This window comes from Dietzia kunjamensis (assembly GCF_045689975.1).
Classification (GTDB): Bacteria; Actinomycetota; Actinomycetes; order Mycobacteriales; family Mycobacteriaceae; genus Dietzia; species Dietzia kunjamensis.
The window spans coordinates 1787359-1807897 of sequence record NZ_CP143297.1; the positions used below are offsets into that span (position 1 = coordinate 1787359).

Sequence of the window (20539 nt, forward strand, 5' to 3'; positions counted from 1 at the left end):
TCTTCCCTTCTGTCGACGAACGAGGCACGCACCCCGCGCGCGGGGTGCGTGCCTCGTGGGGTGCCGGGTGCCGTGGGCGGCGGACCGGCGGGGTCTCAGTCGTCGGTGCCGGAGTCCGCGTCGGCTCCACTGTCCGAGTCGTCACCGACCGGGACCAGGCTGATCTTGCCGCGGTTGTCGATGTCGGCGATCTCGACCTGCATCTTGTCGCCGACGTTGACCACGTCCTCGACCTTGCCGACGCGCTTGCCCTGGCCCAGCTTGGAGATGTGGATCAGACCGTCGCGGCCCGGCAGCAGCGAGAGGAAGGCACCGAACGGGGCCGTCTTGACGACCGTGCCGAGGAAGCGCTCTCCGACCTTGGGCAGCTGCGGGTTGGCGATGGCGTTGATCTTGTCGATCGCGGCCTGCGCGGACTCGCCGTCGGTGGCCCCGATGTACACGGTGCCGTCGTCCTCGATCGAGACGGACGCGCCGGTCTCCTCGGTGATCGAGTTGATCATCTTGCCCTTGGGCCCGATGACCTCGCCGATCTTGTCGACCGGGACCTTGATCGCGATGATGCGGGGCGCGAACGGGCTGAGCTCGTCGGGCTCGTCGATCGCCTCGGCCATCACGTCGAGGATGGTGAGCCGGGCCTCGCGGGCCTGCGTGAGCGCCCCGGCCAGGACCTCGGACGGGATGCCGTCGAGCTTGGTGTCCAGCTGCAGCGCGGTGACGAACATGCCCGTGCCGGCGACCTTGAAGTCCATGTCGCCGAACGCGTCCTCGGCACCGAGGATGTCAGTGAGGGCGACGTAGCGGGTCTCGCCGTCGATCTCGTCGGAGACCAGGCCCATCGCGATACCCGCGACGGGGGCCTTGAGGGGCACACCGGCGTTGAGCAGCGACAGGGTGGAGGCACAGACGGAGCCCATGGAGGTGGAGCCGTTGGAGCTGAGCGCCTCGGAGACCTGGCGGATCGCGTACGGGAACTCCTCGACGCTCGGCAGGACCGGCATGAGCGCACGCTCGGCGAGCGCGCCGTGGCCGATCTCGCGACGCTTGGGCGAACCCACGCGACCGGTCTCACCGGTGGAGTACGGCGGGAAGTTGTAGTGGTGCATGTAGCGCTTGCTGGTCTCGGGCCCGAGCGAGTCGATCTGCTGGGCCATCTTGACCATGTCGAGTGTGGTCACGCCGAGGATCTGGGTCTCACCGCGCTCGAACAGCGCCGACCCGTGGGCGCGCGGGATGACCTCGACCTCGGCGGACAGCGCACGGATGTCCCGCGTGCCACGGCCGTCGATCCGGAAGTGGTCGGTGAGGATGCGCTGACGCACGACCTTCTTGGTCAGCGACTTGAACGCGGCCCCCACCTGGCCGAGGCGGTCCGAGAACTGCTCGGTGAGCTGCTCAAGGACGGTCGCCTTGAGCTCGTCGGTCGCGACGTCGCGATCCTGCTTGTCGGCGATCTGCATGATCTCGGCGAGCTTGGTCTCGGCGATCTCGGCGACGGCGGCGTAGACGTCATCGGCGTACGGCGGGAACAGCGGGAACTCACGCGGCGTGCCGGGCGCGGCGTCGGCCAGCGCCTGCTGTGCGGCGCACAGCTCGGCGATGAACGGCTTGGCTGCCTCGAGCCCCCGGGCCACGACGTCCTCGGTGGGGGCCTGCGCGCCCCCGGCGACCTTCTCGATCACGTCGTCGGTGGCCTCGGCCTCGACCATCATGATCGCGACGTCGGCGGTGTCACCGGAGCCGACGACGCGGCCGGCGACGACCATGTCGAAGACGGCGTCGGCGAGCTGCTCGGCGGTGGGGAACGCCACCCACTGGCCGGCCGGGTCGGCGGCCGTCGGGATGAGCGCGACGCGCACGCCGCCGACCGGGCCCGAGAACGGCAGTCCGGACAGCTGGGTGGAGGCGGAGGCGGCGTTGATGGCCACCACGTCGTACAGGTCCTTGGGGTCGAGGCTCATGACGGTCACGACGACCTGGACCTCGTTACGGACTCCGTCCGCGAAGGTGGGGCGGAGCGGCCGGTCGATGAGCCGGCAGGTGAGGATGGCGTCCGTGCTGGGACGTCCCTCACGGCGGAAGAACGATCCGGGGATCCGTCCCGCGGCGTACATCCGCTCCTCGACGTCCACCGTCAGGGGGAAGAAGTCGAAGTGCTCCTTGGGGTGCTTGCCCGCCGTGGTGGCGGAAAGCAGCATCGTGTCGTCGTCGAGGTAGGCGACGACAGAGCCGGCGGCCTGCTTGGCCAGCCGGCCGGTCTCGAAGCGGAGCTCGCGGCGGCCGAAGTCGCCGTTGTCGATGGTCGCGACGGTCTCGAAGACCCCGTCTTCGACCTCGACGGCCGTGATCTGTGGCATGTGTTTCCTGTCGTGTCGGGTGCATGGGCCGCACGGCGGAATCGTCCCGCCGGGGCCACCGGGCGTCACGTCAGGGGGTCCCGGTTCGACCTCGGTCTTCGATCGAAGCGGCCGGAACGCGTGCCACGGATGCTGATGCTCCCGGGCGTCGGGCTCCGGCGGCCACTACCGAGGACCGTCAATCGGACCTGTCGACCACCCCGGCACGTGTGCACCGGCTCCACCGAGGCTATCAGGGAAAACCGTCCGGGTCACCGGGCGCGCGCGGGTGACGCCCCCGACACCCGGCGGCCCGGCTCGCAGAAATGCGTCGACCCCGCCCGGATGAACCGGGCGGGGTCGGTGACGCGGTGGTCGTCGTGGGTCAGCGACGCAGGCCGAGACGCTCGATCAGCGAGCGGTAGCGCGCGATGTCGGTCTTGGCGATGTACTTGAGCAGACGACGCCGACGGCCGACCATGAGGAGCAGGCCGCGCCGCGAGTGGTGGTCGTGCTGGTGGGTCTTGAGGTGCTCGGTGAGCTGGGAGATCCGCTTGGTGAGCATGGCGATCTGGGCCTCGGGCGAGCCGGTGTCGGTCTCGTGGAGGCCGTACTCGGCCAGGACGGCCTTCTTGTCTTCGGTGCTCAGCGCCATGGTGACTCCTGGTTGTTCCAGTCCGCGTGAATGTTGGGCCCCGCCGCCGCGGACCACAGGAGGGCCGACGGGAGACGTTACCAGTCCGCGGACGTGTCGGCCCAATCCGAGGTCACGGTCGGTCGGCGTCCGCACCGAGCACGGTCCGGGTCGTGGTGACGTCGCGGTCCATGGCCACGAGCAGCTCGTCGACGGAGGCGAACTTGACCATGTCGCGGACGTGGTCGACGAAGTCGACCGCCGCCAGGCGTCCGTACAGGTCGGCCGACTCGTCCAGGACGAACGCCTCGACGCTGCGGGCGGAGTCCCCGAACGTCGGGTTGGTGCCGACGGAGATCGCGGACGGGTAGCGCCGTCCCGGGAGGATCGTGCCGTCGATGGGGCCGTCGTCGAGCACGGTGAACCACCCGGCGTACACGCCGTCGACGGGCACGGCGGTGTACTCGGGAAGGTCGAGGTTGGCGGTGGGGTAACCCAGGTCCCGCCCCCCGCGCCCGGCACCGTGGACCACGACGCCCGAGACCCGGTGCGGTCGGCCGAGGACCTCGGCGGCGCCGGCCACGTCGGCCTCGGACAGCAACCGGCGGATACGGCTGGAGGAGACGGTCTCTCCCCCGGCCTCGAGCAGGTCGACGATCTCGCAGACGATGCCGCGGTCGGCGCACAGCTCGCGCAGGGTCTCCGGGGTACCGGCCGCGCGTCGACCGAACGTGAAGTTGCGCCCCACGGTGACCGCGCGGGCCCGCAGGCCGCGGACGAGGACCCGGTCCACGAACTCGTCGGGCTCCCACGACGCCATCTCGCGGTCGAACGGCAACGCGAACACGGCGTCGATCCCGAACCCGCCCGCGAGCTCGGCACGCCGCTCGAGGGGGGTGAGGACCGACGGGTGGGTCCCCGGCCTGACGACCTCGACGGGGTGGGGGTCGAACGTCACGAGGACGGGACTCGCGCCCAGGTCCCGGCCGTGGCCGACGGCGCGGTCCACCAGGCTCCGATGACCCCGGTGGAGCCCGTCGAACACGCCGAGGGCGACGGAGGTCCCGCCGTCGGGGATCACGATCTCGTCGAACGTCCGCCACAATTGCACGGCGACCACCTTACGCGCGGCCTTCACAGGCCCGCCGGGCGCATGACCACGACCGGAGCGGCACGCCGCCCCGATTCCGAGACCAGCGCCGCGACCCGGCCGTCCGGCCCGACGGCGGCGACGACCCCGGCGTCACCGCGGGCCTCGAGCCATCGGCCGTGGCGCAGTCCCTCCGCCTCGTCGGCGTCGATGTCGCGTCGGGGGAACGCGGTCAGTGCGGCGGCGTCGAGGTCCAGCGACAGCGTCGGATCGGTCTCCAGCTGGTCGAGGGTCCGTGCCACGTCGAGACCGAACGGCCCGACGTGGGTGCGGCGCAGCGCCGTGAGGTGACCGCCGACCCCGAGTGCGGAGCCGAGGTCCCGGGCGAGCGCGCGGATGTAGGTTCCGGTGGAACAGTCGACGACGACGACGAGGTCGACCACCGCGCCGGAGCGGGTCCGCTCGAGCACGTCGAACCGGGAGACGGTGACCCGCCGTGGCCGGAGCTCGACCTCCTCCCCCGCCCGCACGCGGTCGTAGGCCCGCCTCCCGTCCACCTTGATCGCGCTCACCGCGGATGGGACCTGGTCGATCTCCCCGGTCAGCGCCGCGACGGCCGCGTCGATCGCCTCGTCGGTCACGGCGGAGGCGTCGGTGGTCGAGGTGGTCTCCCCCTCGGCGTCGTCGGTGGTCGTGGTCTGGCCGAGACGGATGGTGGCCTCGTAGGACTTGGTCTCCAGTGCCAGCAGTCCGAGCATCTTGGTGGCGCGTTCGATGCCCACCACGAGCACCCCGGTGGCCATCGGGTCGAGCGTTCCGGCGTGGCCGACCTTGCGGGTACCGAAGTAGCGTCGGAGCCGTCCGACGACGTCGTGGCTGCTCATTCCCCCCGGCTTGTCGACGACCACCAGGCCGGGGTCGGGAGCGGGGCGGGGGTCGGGTCTGCGCGGCGTCACGGGCCCACGCTAGCGACCCCGGCGGGCCGCAGCACGATCGCCGAGGCCACGTACCCGTCCCGGACGGCCCAGCGGCCCCGGAACTCGACCAGATCGGGCCCCCCGTCCACGGCATGGCCGTCGACGAGGATCCGCGATCGCAACGTGCCGGTGACCACCTCGTCGTCGTCGCCGTCCGGGACCAGGGTGATGTGTGCGTCACCGAACCCCAACCACCGGTGGGTGAGCGGGAACCACGCCTTGTACGTCGCCTCCTTCGCCGTGAACAGCAGCGCATCCCAGGCGACGTCCGCGACCTCGGCGCGTGCCGCACGCACCCACGCCGCCTCCTCCGGCAGGGAGACGGCCTCGAGCACGCCCGCGGCCAGCGGTGCGTGGCGTTCCACGTCCAGACCGAGCGACCGGACGCGGGCGGTCGGCGCCAGCGCGGCGGCCCGCAGCCCCTCGGTGTGCGTGAGCGTGCCCACCAGGCCCTGTGGCCACACCGGCATGCCCCGACCCCCGCGCAGGACGGGGCCGGCGGGGACGCCGAGCCTCGACATGGCCTCCCGGGCACACGCACGCGCGCCCGCGAAGTCGATCCGTCGCCGCTCGACGGCGGCCCCGATCTGCTCGACCTCCACCGGGTACAGCGACGCCAACAGCGCCGCGTCGTCCAGGCCCAGCTCGGCGTCGGTCACCCCCACCACGTCGGGCGGGAACAGGTCGTCGATCACCGCTCGTCCTCCAGGTAGGGACCGGTGTCGGCGGGCCGGGCGATCCTCGGCATCCCACCGTCGCCGCGGACCCACCGCACCTGCGGACCGTCCGGCGCCGGGAGGATCTGACGGGTGAGCGGGTCGGGCCGCCCACGCCCGTTCCACTCCCTCGGGTATCCCAGTGAGACCTCCTCGAAGCGCACGCCGTCGTGGACCGTGGTCCGCGGGATGTGCAGGTGCCCGTAGACGCACGCGATGGCGCGGTACCGGCGGTGCCAGTCGGCGGTCTGATCGGTCCCGCACCACAGCGCGAAGTCCGGGTGCCGCAGGACCCGGGTGGGGTCCCGCAGCAGCGGCCAGTGGTTGACGAGCACCGTCGGGTGCGCGGGATCGAGGCGGGCCAGCCGCGTCGTCGTGCCCACGAGACGGTCCCGACACCAGGCGACCGCGTCACCGTAGGGGGCGGGGTCGATGAGGAACTCGTCCGAGGCCACGACGCGACGCTCCCGTGCACCGGCCAGGGCCTCCGCCCGCGACTGCCCCGCGACCCGCGTCCAGCTGTAGTCGTAGAACAGGAACATCGGCACCACCCACGCGGGCCCGCCCGGTCCGGTCCACAGGGGGTACTCGTCCTCCGGGGTGTCGACCCCGATGGCCCGGCACGCCTCCACCAGCCGGTCGTACTTGGTGGTGGACGTGATCCCCGCATCGTCGCGGCCGATCCACAGCTCGTGGTTGCCGGGCGCCCAGATCACCCGTTCGAAACGCGCCGCCAGTCGCCGGAGCGCGTCCACGACGTGGTCGACCTTCTCGGCGACGTCACCTGCCACGATGAGCCAGTCCCCCGGGTGCGCGGGGTGGATCTCGTCCACGACGTCCGCGTTGCCACGGTGTCCCACGTGCAGGTCGGACACCGCGCGCAGGCTCGGTTGCACGCCCGTCGCCCCCTCGGTCATCCATCCACCTCCTGCAGGGCCCGTGAGCCCGGCGTCTGCGCCCCCAGCACCATCCACCGGTCGCCGCGCACCCGGGCCACCACGGCGATCAGTCGGAGACCGACGAACACCCCCATCCCGACCCAGATCCCCGGCAGCCCCCACCCGAGGTGGCGGGTGACGAGCAGCACGGGCAGGAAACCCAGCAGCGCCGCGACCACGGTGCTGGTGCGCAGGTACGCCGCGTCACCGGCGCCCAGCAGCACGCCGTCGAGACCGAACACCACCGCTGCCGGGATCACCACCACCGCCATCCCGATCAGGGCGACGACCAGTCGGTCGGCCACCCCGGGATCCCCGGACAGGAGCGCTGCCAGGGGTGCTCTGAACACGGCCGTCAGCAGGGCGAGCCCCGCTCCCAGACCCAGTGACCACACCACCACCGCTCGAGCCAGAGCCCGGCCGTGGGCGGCGAGTCCGGCCCCGAGCGCGGCGCCGACCAGCGACTGGGCCGCGATCGCGACCGAGTCCAACACGAGCGAGTACAGCGCCCACAATTGCTGTGCGAGGTGGTGCGCCGCGAGCGAGTCGACCCCGGCGGCTGCTGCCGCGGTGGTGGCGACGGCGAAGGTGATCTGGAACGACGCGGTACGGATGATCAGGTCCACGCCCATGCGGAGCTGGCTGACGATCACGGCGCGGCGTGGCCGAAGCGACCCCGGGCGCTCGAGGACGAGCGCCACGAGGAAACCGGCGGCCATGAGCAGTTGGCCCGCGAGGTTCGCCCAGGCACTCCCGACCAACCCCAGCGCCGGGGCCGGCCCCAGACCGGGGACCAGCACCACGCACCCGGCGGTCGACACGCCGATGCCCACACCGACGAGCACGAGCGGGGTGCGCAGGCGCTGGACGCCCCTCATCCAGCCGTGACCCGCCGACGCCACGAGGATGCACGGGATGCCCCACACGGCGACCCCGAGCCACTCGGCCGCCCCGGCGGCCACGTCCGCGTCCGAGGCGAGCACCCGGGTGATCGGACCCCGCAACGCCAGAACGACGGCCACCACCAGCGCGCCGACGGCGACGGCGATCCACGTCGCCTGCACCCCCTCGGCCACGGCCTCGCCGCGGCGGCCCGCCCCGTGCAACCGCGCCGATCGCGCGGTCGTCCCGTAGGACAGGAAGTTCATCTGGGTGCCCAGTACCAGGAGGACGAGGGCTCCCACGCCGAGCGCGGCCAGGTCCTCCGGTCCCTGGCGACCGACGATGATCCCGTCGACCAGGAGATAGACGGGCTCGGCGGACAACACGGGCAGGACGGGCAGCGCGATCGACCAGAGTCGACGTCCGATCGCTCCCAGCCCGACAGCCGGATCGGGCCCGGTGTGCGTCACGTCAGCCGAGGAGTTCACGGAGCCTCGAGCTGATGGTCTCCACATCACCGCGCATCGTGAAGCCGGCGGCCGACGGATGACCGCCGCCCCCGAGCGAGGCCGCGATGGCCGAGACGTCCACGACGTCCGCGGCGTCCACGACGCCTGCACCCGGGCCACCGGGTCGCGAGCGGAGGGAGACGGCCCACTCGCCGGGCAGGTACTCCTTGAGGAGAACCGCCACGCGGGCCTCCCGGACGCCGCGGAGGTGCGAGACGAGGGATTCCACGTCGTCCTCGTCCGCTACCGAGATCACCTCGTGCGGGACGGCCAGCCACACCGATCCGCGCCCGCCCACCGCGTCGGCTTCCAGACGCACCGTCCTCAACAGCCCGCCCAGCACCCGAAGCCAGGCGAACGAGTGCGCGTCGAGCAGGGCGTGGGTGAGTTCGGTGGTCTCCGCGCCCGCGGCCAGCAGTCGTCGGGCGGTCTCGTGCGAGTCCGCGCCGCCCCAACGGAAGGATCCGGTGTCGGTGACGAGCCCTGCGTAGAGGCTCGTGGCCGTCACGGCGTCCACGGGGAACCCGCCCGCGTCGAGGACGTCCAGGACGAGCGACGCCGTCGACGCGGCGTCCGGGTCGAGCAGCATGTGGGAACCGAATCCGGGATTGGACCGGTGATGGTCGACGACGAGGACCTCCGATGCCGCGTCGGCGAGCCTGCCCCACCGGCCCACCCGGTCCGGGCTCGCGCAGTCCAACGTCACGACGAGACCCCGATGGGCGGGGACCTGCGCGAGGGGGACCACACGGTCGGTGCCCGGGATGGCCCCCATCGCCCCCGGGACGACGCCGGGATCGAACGAGTGGTGGACGGTCACGCCCCGCGCACGCAACGCCCGCGCGAGACCGGAGGAGCTACCGAGCGCATCCGCGTCCGGGCGGACGTGGCACAGCACGGTCACCTCGTGGTGACGGGCCAACACGTCCGCCGCGCCGGCGGCGTCCACCGGTTCGGTCACCGATCGTCGTCCTCCGGCCGGTCCGCCTCCTCCGGCTTGCGGTACGGGTCCTCGTCGCCCGCCGGACGGGCCCCCTCGGCCACGCGCCGGACCTGTTCGTCCTGCGCCCGGGCCTTGGCGAGCAGTTCTTCCATCTGGCGCGCCGCGTCCGGCACGGAGTCCAGCACGAAGGTCAACTCCGGGGTGAACTTCACCCCGGTCTGTTTGCCGACCATCGTGCGCAGGCGGCCCCGCGCGGCGGTCAACGCAGCCTCCGCGGCCTCGTGGTCCGGCTCCTCGTCGAGGGTCACGCCACGAACCGTGTAGTACAGCGTCGCCACCCGCAGATCCGCGGTGATCCGCGAATCGGTGATCGTGATGAACTCCAGCCGGGGGTCCTTGATCTCGTGCTCGATGGCCGTCGCGACGATCTCGCCGATCCGCTTACCGAGCCGTCCCGCGCGTCCCTTACCGGTCATGGGGATCCTCCTTGGCGTGATGCGGTCGCACGGCGACCACGGGTTGACGAGCATGCCGCGGGGGCAGGCCCGTCTCCAACGGATCCCGCCCCCACGACAGTGCCCTGCGACGTCAGTCGCGCGGCTTCTCGACGAGCTCGTAGGTCTCGATGATGTCACCGATCTTGATGTCGGAGTACGTCACCGTCAGACCACACTCGAAGCCCTCGCGGACCTCGGTCGCGTCGTCCTTCTCGCGACGCAGCGAGGAGATGGTCATCTCCTCCGCCACGACCTTGCCGTCCCGGATGAGCCGGGCCTTGGCGTTGCGCCGCATGATGCCGTCGAGCACCATGCAACCCGCGATGTTGCCCACCTTGGAGGAGCGGAACATATTGCGGATCTCCGCCTGGCCGAGCTTCTTCTCCTCGTAGATCGGCTTGAGCATGCCCTTGAGCGCGCTCTCGATCTCGTCGATCGCCTGGTAGATGATCGAGTAGTACCGGATGTCCACGCCCTCGCGGTTGGCCAGCTCGGTGGCCTTGCCCTCCGCCCGGACGTTGAACCCGATGATCACCGCGTCGGAGGCGGCCGCCAGGTTGACGTTGGTCTCGGTGACGGCACCGACACCGCGGTCGATGACGCGCAGCTGCACCTCGTCGTCGATCTCGATCCCCAGGAGGGCCTCCTCGAGGGCCTCGACCGTACCGGAGTTGTCGCCCTTGATGATGAGGTTGAGCTGGCTCGTCTCCTTGAGATGCGAATCCAGGTCCTCGAGGCTGATCCGACGACGGCTACGGGCGGCCATCGCATTGCGCTTGCGCGCGTTACGACGGTCGGCGATCTGCCGTGCGGTCCGATCCTCCTCGACCACCATCAGGGTGTCACCGGCGCCACACACGCTGGTCAGGCCGATGACCTGGACCGGACGCGACGGGGTCGCCTCGGTGACGTCCTCGCCGTGCTCGTCGACCATGCGTCGGACGCGGCCGTAGGCGTCGCCGGCGACGATCGAGTCGCCGACCCGCAGCGTGCCGCGCTGGATGAGCACCGTGGCGACGGGACCGCGACCGCGGTCCAGGTGCGCCTCGATGGCGACACCCTGCGCGTCCATGTCCGGGTTCGCCCGCAGGTCGAGAGACGCGTCGGCGGTCAGGACGACCGCCTCGAGCAGCGACTCGATGTTGAGACCCTGCTTGGCGGAGATGTCGACGAACATCGTGTCGCCGCCGTACTCCTCCGGCACCAGGCCGTACTCGGTCATCTGGCCGCGGATCTTGTCGGGCTGAGCGCCCTCCTTGTCGATCTTGTTGACCGCGACCACGACCGGCACCTCTGCCGCCTGCGCGTGGTTGATCGCCTCGACCGTCTGCGGCATCACGCCGTCGTCCGCCGCGACCACGATGATCGCGATGTCCGTCGACTTCGCGCCGCGGGCACGCATGGCGGTGAACGCCTCGTGACCCGGCGTATCGATGAAGGTGATCGTGCGATCCACGTCGTCGACCGGCACCGTCACCTGGTAGGCGCCGATGTGCTGGGTGATGCCACCGGCCTCACCCTCGCCCACCTTCGCCGACCGGATGCTGTCGAGCAGGCGGGTCTTGCCGTGGTCGACGTGACCCATGACCGTGACGACCGCGGGACGGATCTCGAGATCGCTCTCGTCACCCTCGTCCTCACCGAAGGAGAGGTCGAACGAATCGAGCAGCTCGCGATCCTCGTCCTCGGGGCTGACGATCTGGACCTTGAAGCCCATCTCCTCACCGAGCAGCTGCAGCGTCTCCGGGGTGACCGACTGCGTGGCCGTGACCATCTCACCCAGGTTGAACAGGGCCTGGACCAGCTGCGCGGGGTTGACGTCGATCTTGTCCGCGAAGTCGCTCAGCGAAGCACCCTGTGCCAGTCGCAGGACCTGCCCGCGACCGTCGGGAAGCCGGACGCCGCCGACCTCCGGGGCCCGCATCGAGTCGTATTCCTGACGCTTCTGCCGCTTCGACTTGCGACCACGACGCGGGGCGCCACCGGGACGACCGAACGCACCCGCGGCACCACCGCGGCCACGGTTGCCGCCCCCGGGACGACCCCGGAACCCGCCGCCACCGGCTGCGGGGGCACCGCCGCCGCCACCGGGACGGAAACCGCCGCCACCCGGACGGCCACCGGGACCACCCGGACGGCCGCGACCCGCGGCGGGACGTGCGACCTGTCCCGGCATCTGACCGGGGCTGGGCCGCGCCGGCATGTTGCCGGGGTTGGGACGGGGACCGCCCTGGCCCGGTGCCCCCGACCGCTGCGGGGGACGGGGCCCACCCTGACCGGGTGCGCCCGGACGGGCGCCTCCGGGACGGGGACCACCCTGGCCGGGTGCCGGGCGGGGACCGCCCTGCGGACGCGGCGCGGGCGTGGTGCCGCTGGAGTACGGGTTGTTCCCGACGCGAGGCGCCTTGGGACCGGGCTTCGGCCCCGCCGCTCGCGGCCCGGGAGCCGGACGGGAGGCTGCGGCGGCCGCGCCGGGGGTCGCCCCCGGGGTCGGACGCTGGGAACCGGGCTTGGCGCCCGGAGTCGGACCGGCTTCCGGCTTGGGAGCCGGCGTGGGGGCCGCGGGCTTGGCGCCCGGAGTCGGACCGGCTTCCGGCTTGGGAGCCGGCGCGGGGGCCGCGGGCTTGGCGCCCGGGGTGGGGCCGGCCGCGGGCTTGGGAGCCGCCGAGCGCGGATCCGCGCCCGGACGGGGGCCCGGTGCCGGCTTCGAGGGTGCACCCGGCTTGGGCGCAGCGCCTCCTGCGGATTTGGACGGGGCGGGGGCGGAGTCGCCGCCTGCCGGTGCATGTGCCTCACGCAGGCGCCGGACGACCGGGGCCTCCAACGTCGAGGACGCGGACTTGACGAACTCTCCCTGATCGCGGAGTTTCGTCAGAAGTTCTTTACTGGTGATACCGAACTCTTTTGCCAGCTCGTGTACCCGGGGCTTGCCTGCCACTGCTCTCCTCACTGCGAGGTCTCCACGGCAGGGCTGGCCGCGCGACCTCGGTCTACATTCGATGGACGTTCATCGCTGGAGCTTCACGGTGTGCTCATCGTGTCTGGTCCGTTCCTTCTCTTGTGCTCCCCCTGCCGAACCGAGCGGTCGGCGGGTGATGTCGTGCCCGAGGCGTAGTGCCTCGAGTACCTCCGTGAGCGCGTCCTGGGACACGTTCCCGGCGATCCGCAGGGCCCTGGTGAAGGCCTTGCGGTCGAGCGCTGTCGTGATGCACTGCGGTTCGCGATGCACCCAGGCTCCTCGTCCGACCGCCCGTCGGCGCGGATCGGGCGAGAGAGCGGCCGTCTCCGGATCGTGAACGATCCGGAGGAGTCGGGAATCGGTGTCCCGACCCCGGCAACCGACGCAGGTCCTGACCGGACCCGCGGCCTCGGCGGTACCGAACCGCTGGTCCTTGCGTCCCTGCATCCGGCCACCTCGGTCTCTCGCCGCCCGGCCCGAGTGGACGGGTGGACGTGAAGTCACTGTGACAACTGATCAGTCTACAGACAATGCCGTGTCGACACTAACGGCGCGCCCGACCGCGTGGCGCCGGGCGGCGCAGCGCGTCACTCCGCGTCGCTGTGGATGTCGATCCGCCACTGGGTCAGGCGGTGTGCCAGACGTGCGTTCTGGCCTTCCTTGCCGATCGCCAGGGACAGCTGGTAGTCGGGGACGACGACGCGGGCCGCCCTGGTGGTGGCATCGGCGACGGTGACGGAGATCACCTTCGCCGGGGACAGGGCGTTGCCGACGAACACCGTCGGGTCGTCGTCGTAGTCGACGATGTCGATCTTCTCGTCGTTGAGCTCCGCCATGACCGCGCGCACACGGGCCCCGTTCGGTCCGATGCAGGCGCCCTTCGCGTTGAGTCCCGAGATGGTGGATTCCACCGCGATCTTCGTCCGGTGGCCCGCCTCACGCGCGATCGCCGCGATCCGCACCGAGCCATCGTCGATCTCCGGGACCTCGAGCGCGAACAGTCCCCGGACCAGGTCCGGGTGGGTGCGGGAGAGCGAGACGGAGGCGCCGTGGGGCCCCTTGTGCACCCCGACGACGTGGCACTTGATGCGCTCCCCGTGCGTGTAGGTCTCACCCGGTACCTGCTCGGCCGGGGCGATGGTCCCCTCGGTGCCCCCGTTCTCGGGTCCGATGTGGACGACCACGATCCCACGGGCGTTGGCGCGGGAGTCGGACTGGATGACCCCACTGACCACCTCGCCCTCGCGCGCGACGAGATCACCGTAGATGCGGTCGGTCTCGGCTTCGCGCAGACGCTGCAGGATGATCTGCCGTGCCGTGGCCGCGGCCACCCGCCCGAAGTCGGAGGGGGTGGCGTCGAACTCCCCGATGCGGTTGCCGTCCTCGTCCACCTCGGCGGCCATGACGGCGACCGTGCCGGCCTTGCGGTCCAGCGCGATCCGGGCCACCCTATGCGAGCCCTCGGTCCGCTTGTAGGCGGTGAGCAGCGCGTTTTCGAGAGTGTGCACGAGGTCGTCCAGCGGGATCTCGCGCTCTCGGGACAGCATGTTCAGCGCTGCCATGTCGATGTTCAACTGTTTTCTCCTTCTCGCACGCCGTGCCCGGGGTTCTCCGGCTCGGACAACAGGTCCAGCTCCTCCTGTGGCGCTGGCCGGAACTCGACCCGGATCACGGCGCGGGCCACCCGATCCAACGCTACCGAGTCCACTCTGGTCCCCCGGCCCGCCCTGGACACGATGCGGACGGTCCCCGAGTCATCGTCGAGGTCTCCGACCCGCCCCCGGGTCGGCCCGTCGGCGCCGTCGACGTAGAGCAGGTCGACCTGGCGTCCGCGGGCACGGGCCCAGTGACGGGGGTGCTCCAGCGGCGCGTCGACGCCCCTGCTGGTGACCTCCAGCGTGACCGGCTGGCCCGATCCCCCCCACTGCTCGGCGAGGGGGTCGAGATCGACGGAGAGTTCGGCGAGATCGTCGAGGGAGACGCCGGAGTCCCCGTCCACGACGACCGTCACGTGCCACGTGGACGAACGGGTGTCCTCCCGGAGGTCCTCGAGGTCGAGGCTGCGGTCAGAGACCGCCTTGCGTATATGGGCCCGGTCGGGCTCGGGGACGATCACTGTGCTCCTGGAGTGCGGGCTGGCGGATTCCGTTCCGGGACGCGGACGGGCCGCATCACTGTACCGCCTCGCCGCCCCCTTCTCCGACCCCTGGCAGGATGTCGGAGTGCCCCATTCCGCCCCCGTCGCCCTCTCGCGCCGTCAGTTCGCCGTCGCGGCCGCCGGAGTCGCCGGGCTCGCAGTCGCCGGCGGCTGTGCCCTGCCCACGGTCACCGACCGCCCCGATCCCCTGCTCGGCCTGCTCGAGGCCGCCGAGCGCGACGCACGGGAACTCGCGGCCGCGGACGCCTCCCACGGCGATCGGGTGGGTGCCCTGCGTCGGCTCGCCGACACCCGGAGAGTTCACGCGGAACGGCTCGCCGGGCTCGTGGACCGCCCGCAGGACGACGAGCAGCAGCCGACCCCAGTGCCGACACCGGCGCCGGTCTGCCCGCCCGCCGAGGAGGTACGCTCGCGACTCCGCGCCGACGCGGCCGACGCCGCCGGTGCGGCCGCGGCGACCGAGGGGTCCCGCGCGGAGATCGCCGGCGCGGTCTCGGCGGCGTGCACGGCGGCGGTCGAGGTGGAACTCGCGTGAGCGCTCCGGTCGGATTGGCCGCCGAGGACGCGGCGGTCTACGGGTACGGTCTCGTCCTGTCCCGGGCGGACGGCTCCATCCGAGCCGCGGTCAGGCGTGAGCTCGCTGCTCATCGAGCCCGTCGGGACGCGGCTGAGGTGTTGTGGCCGGCATCGCCCCCCGCGCCGGTCGGATACGTCCCCGATCCGGACGCCCCCGGCGCTCCCGTCCTTCTGGCGATCCGGATCGAATCGGACTGTTGCGAGGCCTGGCGCGTCGAACTCGGCCTCGCCCGGACGCCGGAGACCCGCCGTTTCTGCGTCGACGCCCTCACCGCGGCGGCGGTGCAACTCGCACGCTGGAGAACCCTGGTCCCGGGAGCGCCGTTCGAGGCGCTACCCGGGTTCCCGCCGCCGGCCTGAGGCTCAGGGGCGTCCGGCGCCGATCAACCGGACGATCTCCTCCGCGGCACCGTCCACCGGGACCTGGGTGACCTCGCCGGTGGCGCGCTCGCGCAGCTCGACGGTGCCCTCGGACCAGCCGCGACCCACCACGACCACCCACGGCACACCGATCAGCTCGGCGTCCTTGAACTTCACTCCGGGCGAGGCCTTCCGGTCGTCGAAGAGGACCTCGAGTCGGGCGCGGTCGAACGCCTCCACCAGCGTCGCGGCTCCCGAGATCGCGGCATCGTCCTTGTTGGCGATCACCACGTGGACGTCCGCGGGCGCGGCCTCAGCGGGCCAGACCAGGCCCTTGTCGTCGGCGAACTGCTCCGCGAGTACCGCCACGAGACGCGAGACCCCGATGCCGTAGGACCCCATGGTCACCCTCGCGGGCTTGCCGTTCTCGCCCAGCACGTCGAACCCGAAGGCGTCGGTGTACTTCCGGCCCAGCTGGAAGATGTGGCCGATCTCGATCCCGCGCGCCAGGGTCAGGGTGCCGTGCCCGTCCGGTGCCGGGTCGCCCTCCCTCACCTCGGCGACCTCGATGGTGCCGTCCGGGGTGAAGTCACGGCCGCACACCAGGTCCACCACGTGCTTGCCGGGCTCGTCGGCTCCGGTGATCCACGCCGTGCCGTCGACGACCCGGGGGTCGACGAGGTAGCGGACCTCGTTCTCCTGCAGCGCGCGCGGGCCGATGTACCCCTTCACGAGGAATGGGTTGGTCTTGAAATCCGCCTCGTCGAGGATCTCGACCTCCGCCGGCTCGAGCGCGGCCTCGACCCGCTTCATGTCGACCTCGCGGTCGCCCGGTAGGCCCACCGCCAACAGCTCCCAGTCCTGACCGGGCCGACGCACCTTGAACATGACGTTCTTGAGAGTGTCCGCGGCGGTGACCTCCCGGCCGAGGTTTGCGGAGTTCGCCCAGGCGACGAGCGTGTCGATGGTCGGCGCGTCCGGGGTCTCGTGCACGACCGCCCGCGGCGAACCCTCGATCGGGAGGGCGGGCGGCGCGGGGGTGACGACGGCCTCGACGTTGGCCGCGTACTGCCCGTCGGTGGATCGGACGAACGTGTCCTCGCCGGCGGCGGAGACGGCGAGGAACTCCTCGGAGGCGGAACCACCCATCGCGCCGGAGGTGGCGGCACAGATGACGTACTCGATCCCGAGACGGTCGAAGATGCGTCGGTACGCCTCTCGGTGCGCCTGGTAGGAGCGTTCGAGTCCGGCGTCGTCGACGTCGAACGAGTACGAGTCCTTCATGACGAACTCGCGACCGCGCAGGATCCCGGCACGGGGTCGTTCCTCGTCGCGGTACTTGGTCTGGATCTGGTACAGCGTGACGGGCAGGTCCTTGTACGAGGAGTATTCGCCCTGCACGGTGAGCGTGAAGAGTTCCTCGTGGGTGGGGCCGAGCATCATGTCGTTGCCCTTGCGGTCCTTCAGTCGGAACAACGCCGGGCCGTACTCGGTCCACCGTCCGGTGGTCTCGTACGGTTCCCGCGGGAGGAGTGCGGGCAGGGTGATCTCCTGCGCGCCGAAGGCGTTCATCTCCTCGCGCACCACCTGCTCGACCCTGCGGAGGGTGCGCAGACCCAGCGGCAGCCAGGAGTACACGCCGGGAGCGACGCGGCGGACGTACCCGGCGCGGACCAGCAGTTTGTGGCTGAGGACCTCGGCATCGGCCGGGTCATCGCGGAGCGTGCGCAGGAAAAGGTGGGACAGACGCGTGATCACGATGCACCAGCCTAGCCGCCCCTGCTCGCGGACCCGCCGCCCGCCGTCGGGGCTGCCGGTGGCCTCGGTACCCTGAGCCGGGTGCGTATCCTCCTGTCCCCTTCCGAGACCAAATCCGTCGGCGGGTCCGGGGAGCCGCTCGACCTGGCCGCGCTCTCGCTCCCCGAGCTCGAAGGAACCCGCCGCGCCGTCGCCGACTCCCTCGTCTCGCTGTGCTCGGGGGAGGCGGCGGCAGCTCGCGACGCGCTCGGGCTGAGTGAGAAGCTCGGCGACGAGGTGACACTGAACGCCGACCTGTGGACCTCCCCCACCGCGTCGGCGCTGAGCCGCTACACCGGCGTCCTCTTCGACGCCCTGGACCCCGCCTCGTTCACCGCGGCCACCCGGTCACGAGCGGAGTCGCGGCTGTGGATCGGCTCGGCCCTGTTCGGCCTGCTCGGTGCTACCGACCCCATTCCGCACTACCGCCTCTCGGCCGGGACGCAGTTGCCCGGACTGGGCACCCTGCGTTCGACCTGGAAGCCGGCCCTCACCGCCGCCACCGCCGGGTGGGGCGACGACCTCGTGGTGGACCTGCGCTCCGGCGGCTACCACCAGCTGGGGCCGGTCCCGGGGGCGATCACCGTCGACGTCGTCACCGACTACCCCGACGGCACGCGCAAGGTGGTCTCGCACTTCTCCAAGCATCACAAGGGTCTCCTCGCCCGTACGCTCGCCACGTCCCGGGCCGAGATGGGTGACGTCGCCTCCCTCCTCCGGGTGGCCCGTCGGGCCGGGCACACCCTCGAGCGCACCTCGGAAACCGTTCTCACCATGGTTACGGAGCCGTGAGTTCGAGTCCCGATCCCGACGCCGACGCCGACTCCGTCCCCGCCACGCCGCGGGTCCTCCCCTCGCACGGTTCCCGCGCGGCGTGGCGGCTGCAGGAGGAACCTGGGCTCGCCTCGTTGCCCCGTCTGTGCCTGTCGCCGGTCCAGTACTACGAGGCGCACCTCTTCGGATCGCCCTCCGCTTTCCCGCCCGGACATCGGCGCCACGACCAGGGCGTGGCCGCCGACCTCGACCTCCCCGGCGACCTGCGGGACGACATCGAGGCGTGGATCGACGAATGGAAAGAGAACTTCGTCCATCTCGGCGACCGCCCCGTCGACCAACCAGTGTGGCGCGAGGGCTTCGACGAGTTGGCCTGGCTCGACCGCGGCCATGAGCTCGCCGATCGGCTTGAGGTGAGCCTGACCGGAACGGCGGTGTTCTGCACCGCGGAGCGGTATGTCGTGTGTGAGCTGGCCGCCGATCAACTGGACTACGTCCACCCCCTGCGAGGCGACTACGTGCGCACCGAGGGCTGGCGGGCGCCGGGCAACGGACCCGACCCCGACCGCACGCCGACGATCCGGCTCATGCCCGAGTACGGCGTGACGTGGGGACTGTGGGCGGGACGGCTCCCCTACTACCAGCCTCCCCGCCTCCGGGACGGGTTCATGGACTTCGCCACGCCTCGCAGCCTTGGACTGACCGCTGATCTGGAGAGCCGGATCCTGCGATGGAATGACGACTGGCGGCGCGGATTCGCGGACTACGGGAGCAGCGTCCACGACAGCGGCGCCGCCCTCGGCCTTCTCGGCTACGGCTACGGCGTGCCCGTCTGGACCGACGGCGTCGATCCGGTCGACTGGTACCGCGAGGGACTGGCGATCGCGCACCGCCTGGCGGAGGAACTCCCCGGCGTGGAAGTCGAGCTGGTGGCGATCCGCAACGTCTGTTCGGCGCGGCTGGTCATGCAGGACCACACCTCGCACCTACGCGGTCAGGATCCGGCCACCTACTCGGACATCTACCTGACCGAGCGGCGCCGCGTCGGCTCCTGACGGGCACGCACCACGCCCGGCGTCGGGATGCGTCAGCGGTGCCGCAGGTCCGTGGACAGCGCCTGCGGAAGCCCGGCCACGTCGCCGACCACCACGATCGCCGGCGGCCTGACCTCGTGGGTCGCCAGGGTGTCGGTGAGGGTGCCGAGGGTACAGCGATGGGTCGACTGACCGTCGAGACTGCCGTCGACGATCACCGCGGCCGGGGTGTCCGACGAGCGACCCCCCGCCATGAGCGACTCGGCGATCGCCGGGGAGTTCTTGACCCCCATCAGCACCACCAGCGTCCCGCGCATACGAGCGAGGGCGTCCCAGTCGATGAGGGAGCCCGGGTGTCCGGGCGGGAGATGCCCGGACACGACCGTCAGTTCGTGTGTCATCCCGCGGTTGGTCACGGGAATCCCCGCGAGGGCCGGGACCGCGAGGGCGCTGGAGACGCCCGGCACCACCGTGCACGGTACTCCCGCCTCCGCGCACGCCTGCGCCTCCTCGTAGCCACGCCCGTAGAGGAACGGGTCCCCGCCCTTGAGGCGGACCACGAACTTGCCGGCGCGTGCCCGGTCCACCAGCACCTCGTTGATCGCGTCCTGCGCCATGGCCCGCCCGTAGGGGATCTTGGCCGCATCGACGATCTCGACGTCCGCCCGCAGCTCGGCCAGTGGGCGCTGGGGGGCGAGACGGTCGGCCACGACCACGTCGGCGCGGGCGAGCAGTCGACGTCCACGCACCGTCATGAGGTCGTCGGCCCCCGGCCCGCCTCCGACCAACGCGACCGTGCCGCGGAGCGCCTCGTCGACCTCGGGTGCCTCCGCCCCCGCGTCGCTGAGGGCCCGCGCGACCACGTCCCGGGCCTCGGCGGTACGCGCGCGGTCGCCGGTGAGAACTGCGACGAGCATCTCGCCCCTGCGGACCACCGCCGGGGTCACCGCGGAACCCGACGTCACGGCGTCAGCCCGGACGCAGAAGGTGCGGTTCTGCTCGGCCTCGGCCGCGACCCGGGCGTTGACCAAAGAGTTCCTCGTCGCGGCGACCACGTACCACGCACCCTCGAGATCGCCTGATTCGTACTCTCGTGGCTCCCACCAGATTCGTCCGGCGTCCACGAGTCCCTGGAGCGTGGGCGTGACGTCGGGGCTCACGAGGTGCACCACCGCACCCGCCTCGAGCAGGACGGGGATGCGTCGTTGCGCAACGGATCCTCCGCCGATCACCACGACACGACGGCCTTCGAGGTCCAGACCGACGGGGTACGGGTTCACAGGCCGGATCATGCAGCTGATCCTATCCGCCCACGGCTCCGCCCCCGGCCTCGGCCCATGGCCCGTGACACGACTCATC

Annotated in this window: 19 protein-coding genes; 4 read left to right on the top strand and 15 right to left on the bottom strand. The window is 71.5% G+C overall.

Annotated features, from left to right (window positions below; translation table 11 throughout):
• Nucleotides 1-95: 95 nt before the first annotated feature.
• The 13 genes from VZF99_RS08290 to rimP all read right to left on the bottom strand — a co-directional run bounded on the left by VZF99_RS08290 (nt 96) and on the right by rimP (nt 14597).
• Nucleotides 96-2357 (bottom strand): polyribonucleotide nucleotidyltransferase, encoded by a 2262-nt coding sequence (locus tag VZF99_RS08290; protein WP_407334505.1) that lies wholly within the window; start codon nt 2355-2357, stop codon nt 96-98.
• A 364-nt stretch (nt 2358-2721) separates the two neighbouring features.
• Nucleotides 2722-2991: a 30S ribosomal protein S15 gene (gene rpsO, locus VZF99_RS08295; RefSeq protein ID WP_067717704.1), complete on the bottom strand. Its 270-nt coding sequence runs from the start codon at nt 2989-2991 to the stop codon at nt 2722-2724.
• A gap of 112 nt (nt 2992-3103) precedes the next feature.
• Nucleotides 3104-4108, bottom strand: a complete 1005-nt coding sequence (locus VZF99_RS08300) for a bifunctional riboflavin kinase/FAD synthetase (RefSeq protein WP_407334506.1) — start codon at nt 4106-4108, stop codon at nt 3104-3106.
• Nucleotides 4105-5016: a tRNA pseudouridine(55) synthase TruB gene (gene truB / locus VZF99_RS08305; RefSeq protein ID WP_120283449.1), complete on the bottom strand. Its 912-nt coding sequence runs from the start codon at nt 5014-5016 to the stop codon at nt 4105-4107. The genes VZF99_RS08300 and truB overlap by 4 nt, the downstream gene beginning before the upstream one ends.
• A complete protein-coding gene (locus VZF99_RS08310) occupies nt 5013-5732 on the bottom strand; it encodes a 4'-phosphopantetheinyl transferase (protein ID WP_407334507.1) in 720 nt (239 codons plus the stop codon). The genes truB and VZF99_RS08310 overlap by 4 nt, the downstream gene beginning before the upstream one ends.
• Complete coding sequence (locus tag VZF99_RS08315) at nt 5729-6670, bottom strand: metallophosphoesterase family protein (protein WP_407334508.1); 942 nt, start codon at nt 6668-6670, stop codon at nt 5729-5731. The genes VZF99_RS08310 and VZF99_RS08315 overlap by 4 nt, the downstream gene beginning before the upstream one ends.
• Entirely contained in the window at nt 6667-8088 is a 1422-nt protein-coding gene (locus tag VZF99_RS08320) for an MATE family efflux transporter (RefSeq protein WP_407334509.1), read from the bottom strand. The genes VZF99_RS08315 and VZF99_RS08320 overlap by 4 nt, the downstream gene beginning before the upstream one ends.
• Entirely contained in the window at nt 8045-9043 is a 999-nt protein-coding gene (locus VZF99_RS08325) for a DHH family phosphoesterase (protein WP_407334510.1), read from the bottom strand. The genes VZF99_RS08320 and VZF99_RS08325 overlap by 44 nt, the downstream gene beginning before the upstream one ends.
• A complete protein-coding gene (gene rbfA, locus VZF99_RS08330; RefSeq protein WP_067717687.1) occupies nt 9040-9501 on the bottom strand; it encodes a 30S ribosome-binding factor RbfA in 462 nt (153 codons plus the stop codon). The genes VZF99_RS08325 and rbfA overlap by 4 nt, the downstream gene beginning before the upstream one ends.
• Nucleotides 9502-9613: 112 nt before the next feature.
• Complete coding sequence (gene infB, locus VZF99_RS08335; protein ID WP_096905340.1) at nt 9614-12460, bottom strand: translation initiation factor IF-2; 2847 nt, start codon at nt 12458-12460, stop codon at nt 9614-9616.
• Between the two features lie 69 nt (nt 12461-12529).
• Complete coding sequence (locus VZF99_RS08340; protein ID WP_082923981.1) at nt 12530-12928, bottom strand: YlxR family protein; 399 nt, start codon at nt 12926-12928, stop codon at nt 12530-12532.
• Nucleotides 12929-13068: 140 nt separating this feature from the next.
• On the bottom strand, nt 13069-14055 hold the full coding sequence (nusA, locus tag VZF99_RS08345; RefSeq protein ID WP_069389518.1) for a transcription termination factor NusA: 987 nt from the start codon (nt 14053-14055) through the stop codon (nt 13069-13071).
• Nucleotides 14052-14597, bottom strand: a complete 546-nt coding sequence (gene rimP / locus VZF99_RS08350) for a ribosome maturation factor RimP (protein ID WP_120283461.1) — start codon at nt 14595-14597, stop codon at nt 14052-14054. Before rimP ends, nusA begins: the two co-directional genes overlap by 4 nt.
• Before the next feature lie 106 nt (nt 14598-14703).
• Here rimP and VZF99_RS08355 point away from each other — a divergent pair, with 106 nt between their 5' ends.
• Both VZF99_RS08355 and VZF99_RS08360 read left to right on the top strand, forming a co-directional pair.
• A complete protein-coding gene (locus VZF99_RS08355; RefSeq protein ID WP_407334511.1) occupies nt 14704-15174 on the top strand; it encodes a hypothetical protein in 471 nt (156 codons plus the stop codon).
• Complete coding sequence (locus VZF99_RS08360) at nt 15171-15575, top strand: DUF4439 domain-containing protein (RefSeq protein WP_082923979.1); 405 nt, start codon at nt 15171-15173, stop codon at nt 15573-15575. Before VZF99_RS08355 ends, VZF99_RS08360 begins: the two co-directional genes overlap by 4 nt.
• A gap of 3 nt (nt 15576-15578) precedes the next feature.
• Here VZF99_RS08360 and VZF99_RS08365 read toward each other — a convergent pair whose 3' ends face one another.
• Complete coding sequence (locus VZF99_RS08365; protein ID WP_067717670.1) at nt 15579-17333, bottom strand: proline--tRNA ligase; 1755 nt, start codon at nt 17331-17333, stop codon at nt 15579-15581.
• Between the two features lie 81 nt (nt 17334-17414).
• Here VZF99_RS08365 and VZF99_RS08370 point away from each other — a divergent pair, with 81 nt between their 5' ends.
• Both VZF99_RS08370 and VZF99_RS08375 read left to right on the top strand, forming a co-directional pair.
• Nucleotides 17415-18164 carry a YaaA family protein gene (locus VZF99_RS08370; RefSeq protein ID WP_120283463.1) on the top strand — a complete coding sequence of 250 codons (750 nt, stop codon included), beginning with the start codon at nt 17415-17417 and terminating at the stop codon, nt 18162-18164.
• A complete protein-coding gene (locus VZF99_RS08375) occupies nt 18161-19201 on the top strand; it encodes a hypothetical protein (RefSeq protein ID WP_407334512.1) in 1041 nt (346 codons plus the stop codon). The genes VZF99_RS08370 and VZF99_RS08375 overlap by 4 nt, the downstream gene beginning before the upstream one ends.
• 32 nt (nt 19202-19233) lie before the next feature.
• Here VZF99_RS08375 and cobA read toward each other — a convergent pair whose 3' ends face one another.
• Nucleotides 19234-20472, bottom strand: coding sequence for a uroporphyrinogen-III C-methyltransferase (gene cobA / locus VZF99_RS08380; protein WP_067717661.1), 1239 nt, complete (start codon nt 20470-20472; stop codon nt 19234-19236).
• Nucleotides 20473-20539 lie beyond the last annotated feature (67 nt).

Coding starts and splice junctions, on each gene's coding strand:
- VZF99_RS08290 (WP_407334505.1), bottom strand. CDS start 2,357: ATGCCACAGATCACGGCCGTCGAGGTCGAAGACGGGGTCTTCGAGACC.
- rpsO (WP_067717704.1), bottom strand. CDS start 2,991: ATGGCGCTGAGCACCGAAGACAAGAAGGCCGTCCTGGCCGAGTACGGC.
- VZF99_RS08315 (WP_407334508.1), bottom strand. CDS start 6,670: ATGACCGAGGGGGCGACGGGCGTGCAACCGAGCCTGCGCGCGGTGTCC.
- VZF99_RS08320 (WP_407334509.1), bottom strand. CDS start 8,088: ATGTGGAGACCATCAGCTCGAGGCTCCGTGAACTCCTCGGCTGACGTG.
- rbfA (WP_067717687.1), bottom strand. CDS start 9,501: ATGACCGGTAAGGGACGCGCGGGACGGCTCGGTAAGCGGATCGGCGAG.
- VZF99_RS08340 (WP_082923981.1), bottom strand. CDS start 12,928: ATGCAGGGACGCAAGGACCAGCGGTTCGGTACCGCCGAGGCCGCGGGT.
- cobA (WP_067717661.1), bottom strand. CDS start 20,472: ATGATCCGGCCTGTGAACCCGTACCCCGTCGGTCTGGACCTCGAAGGC.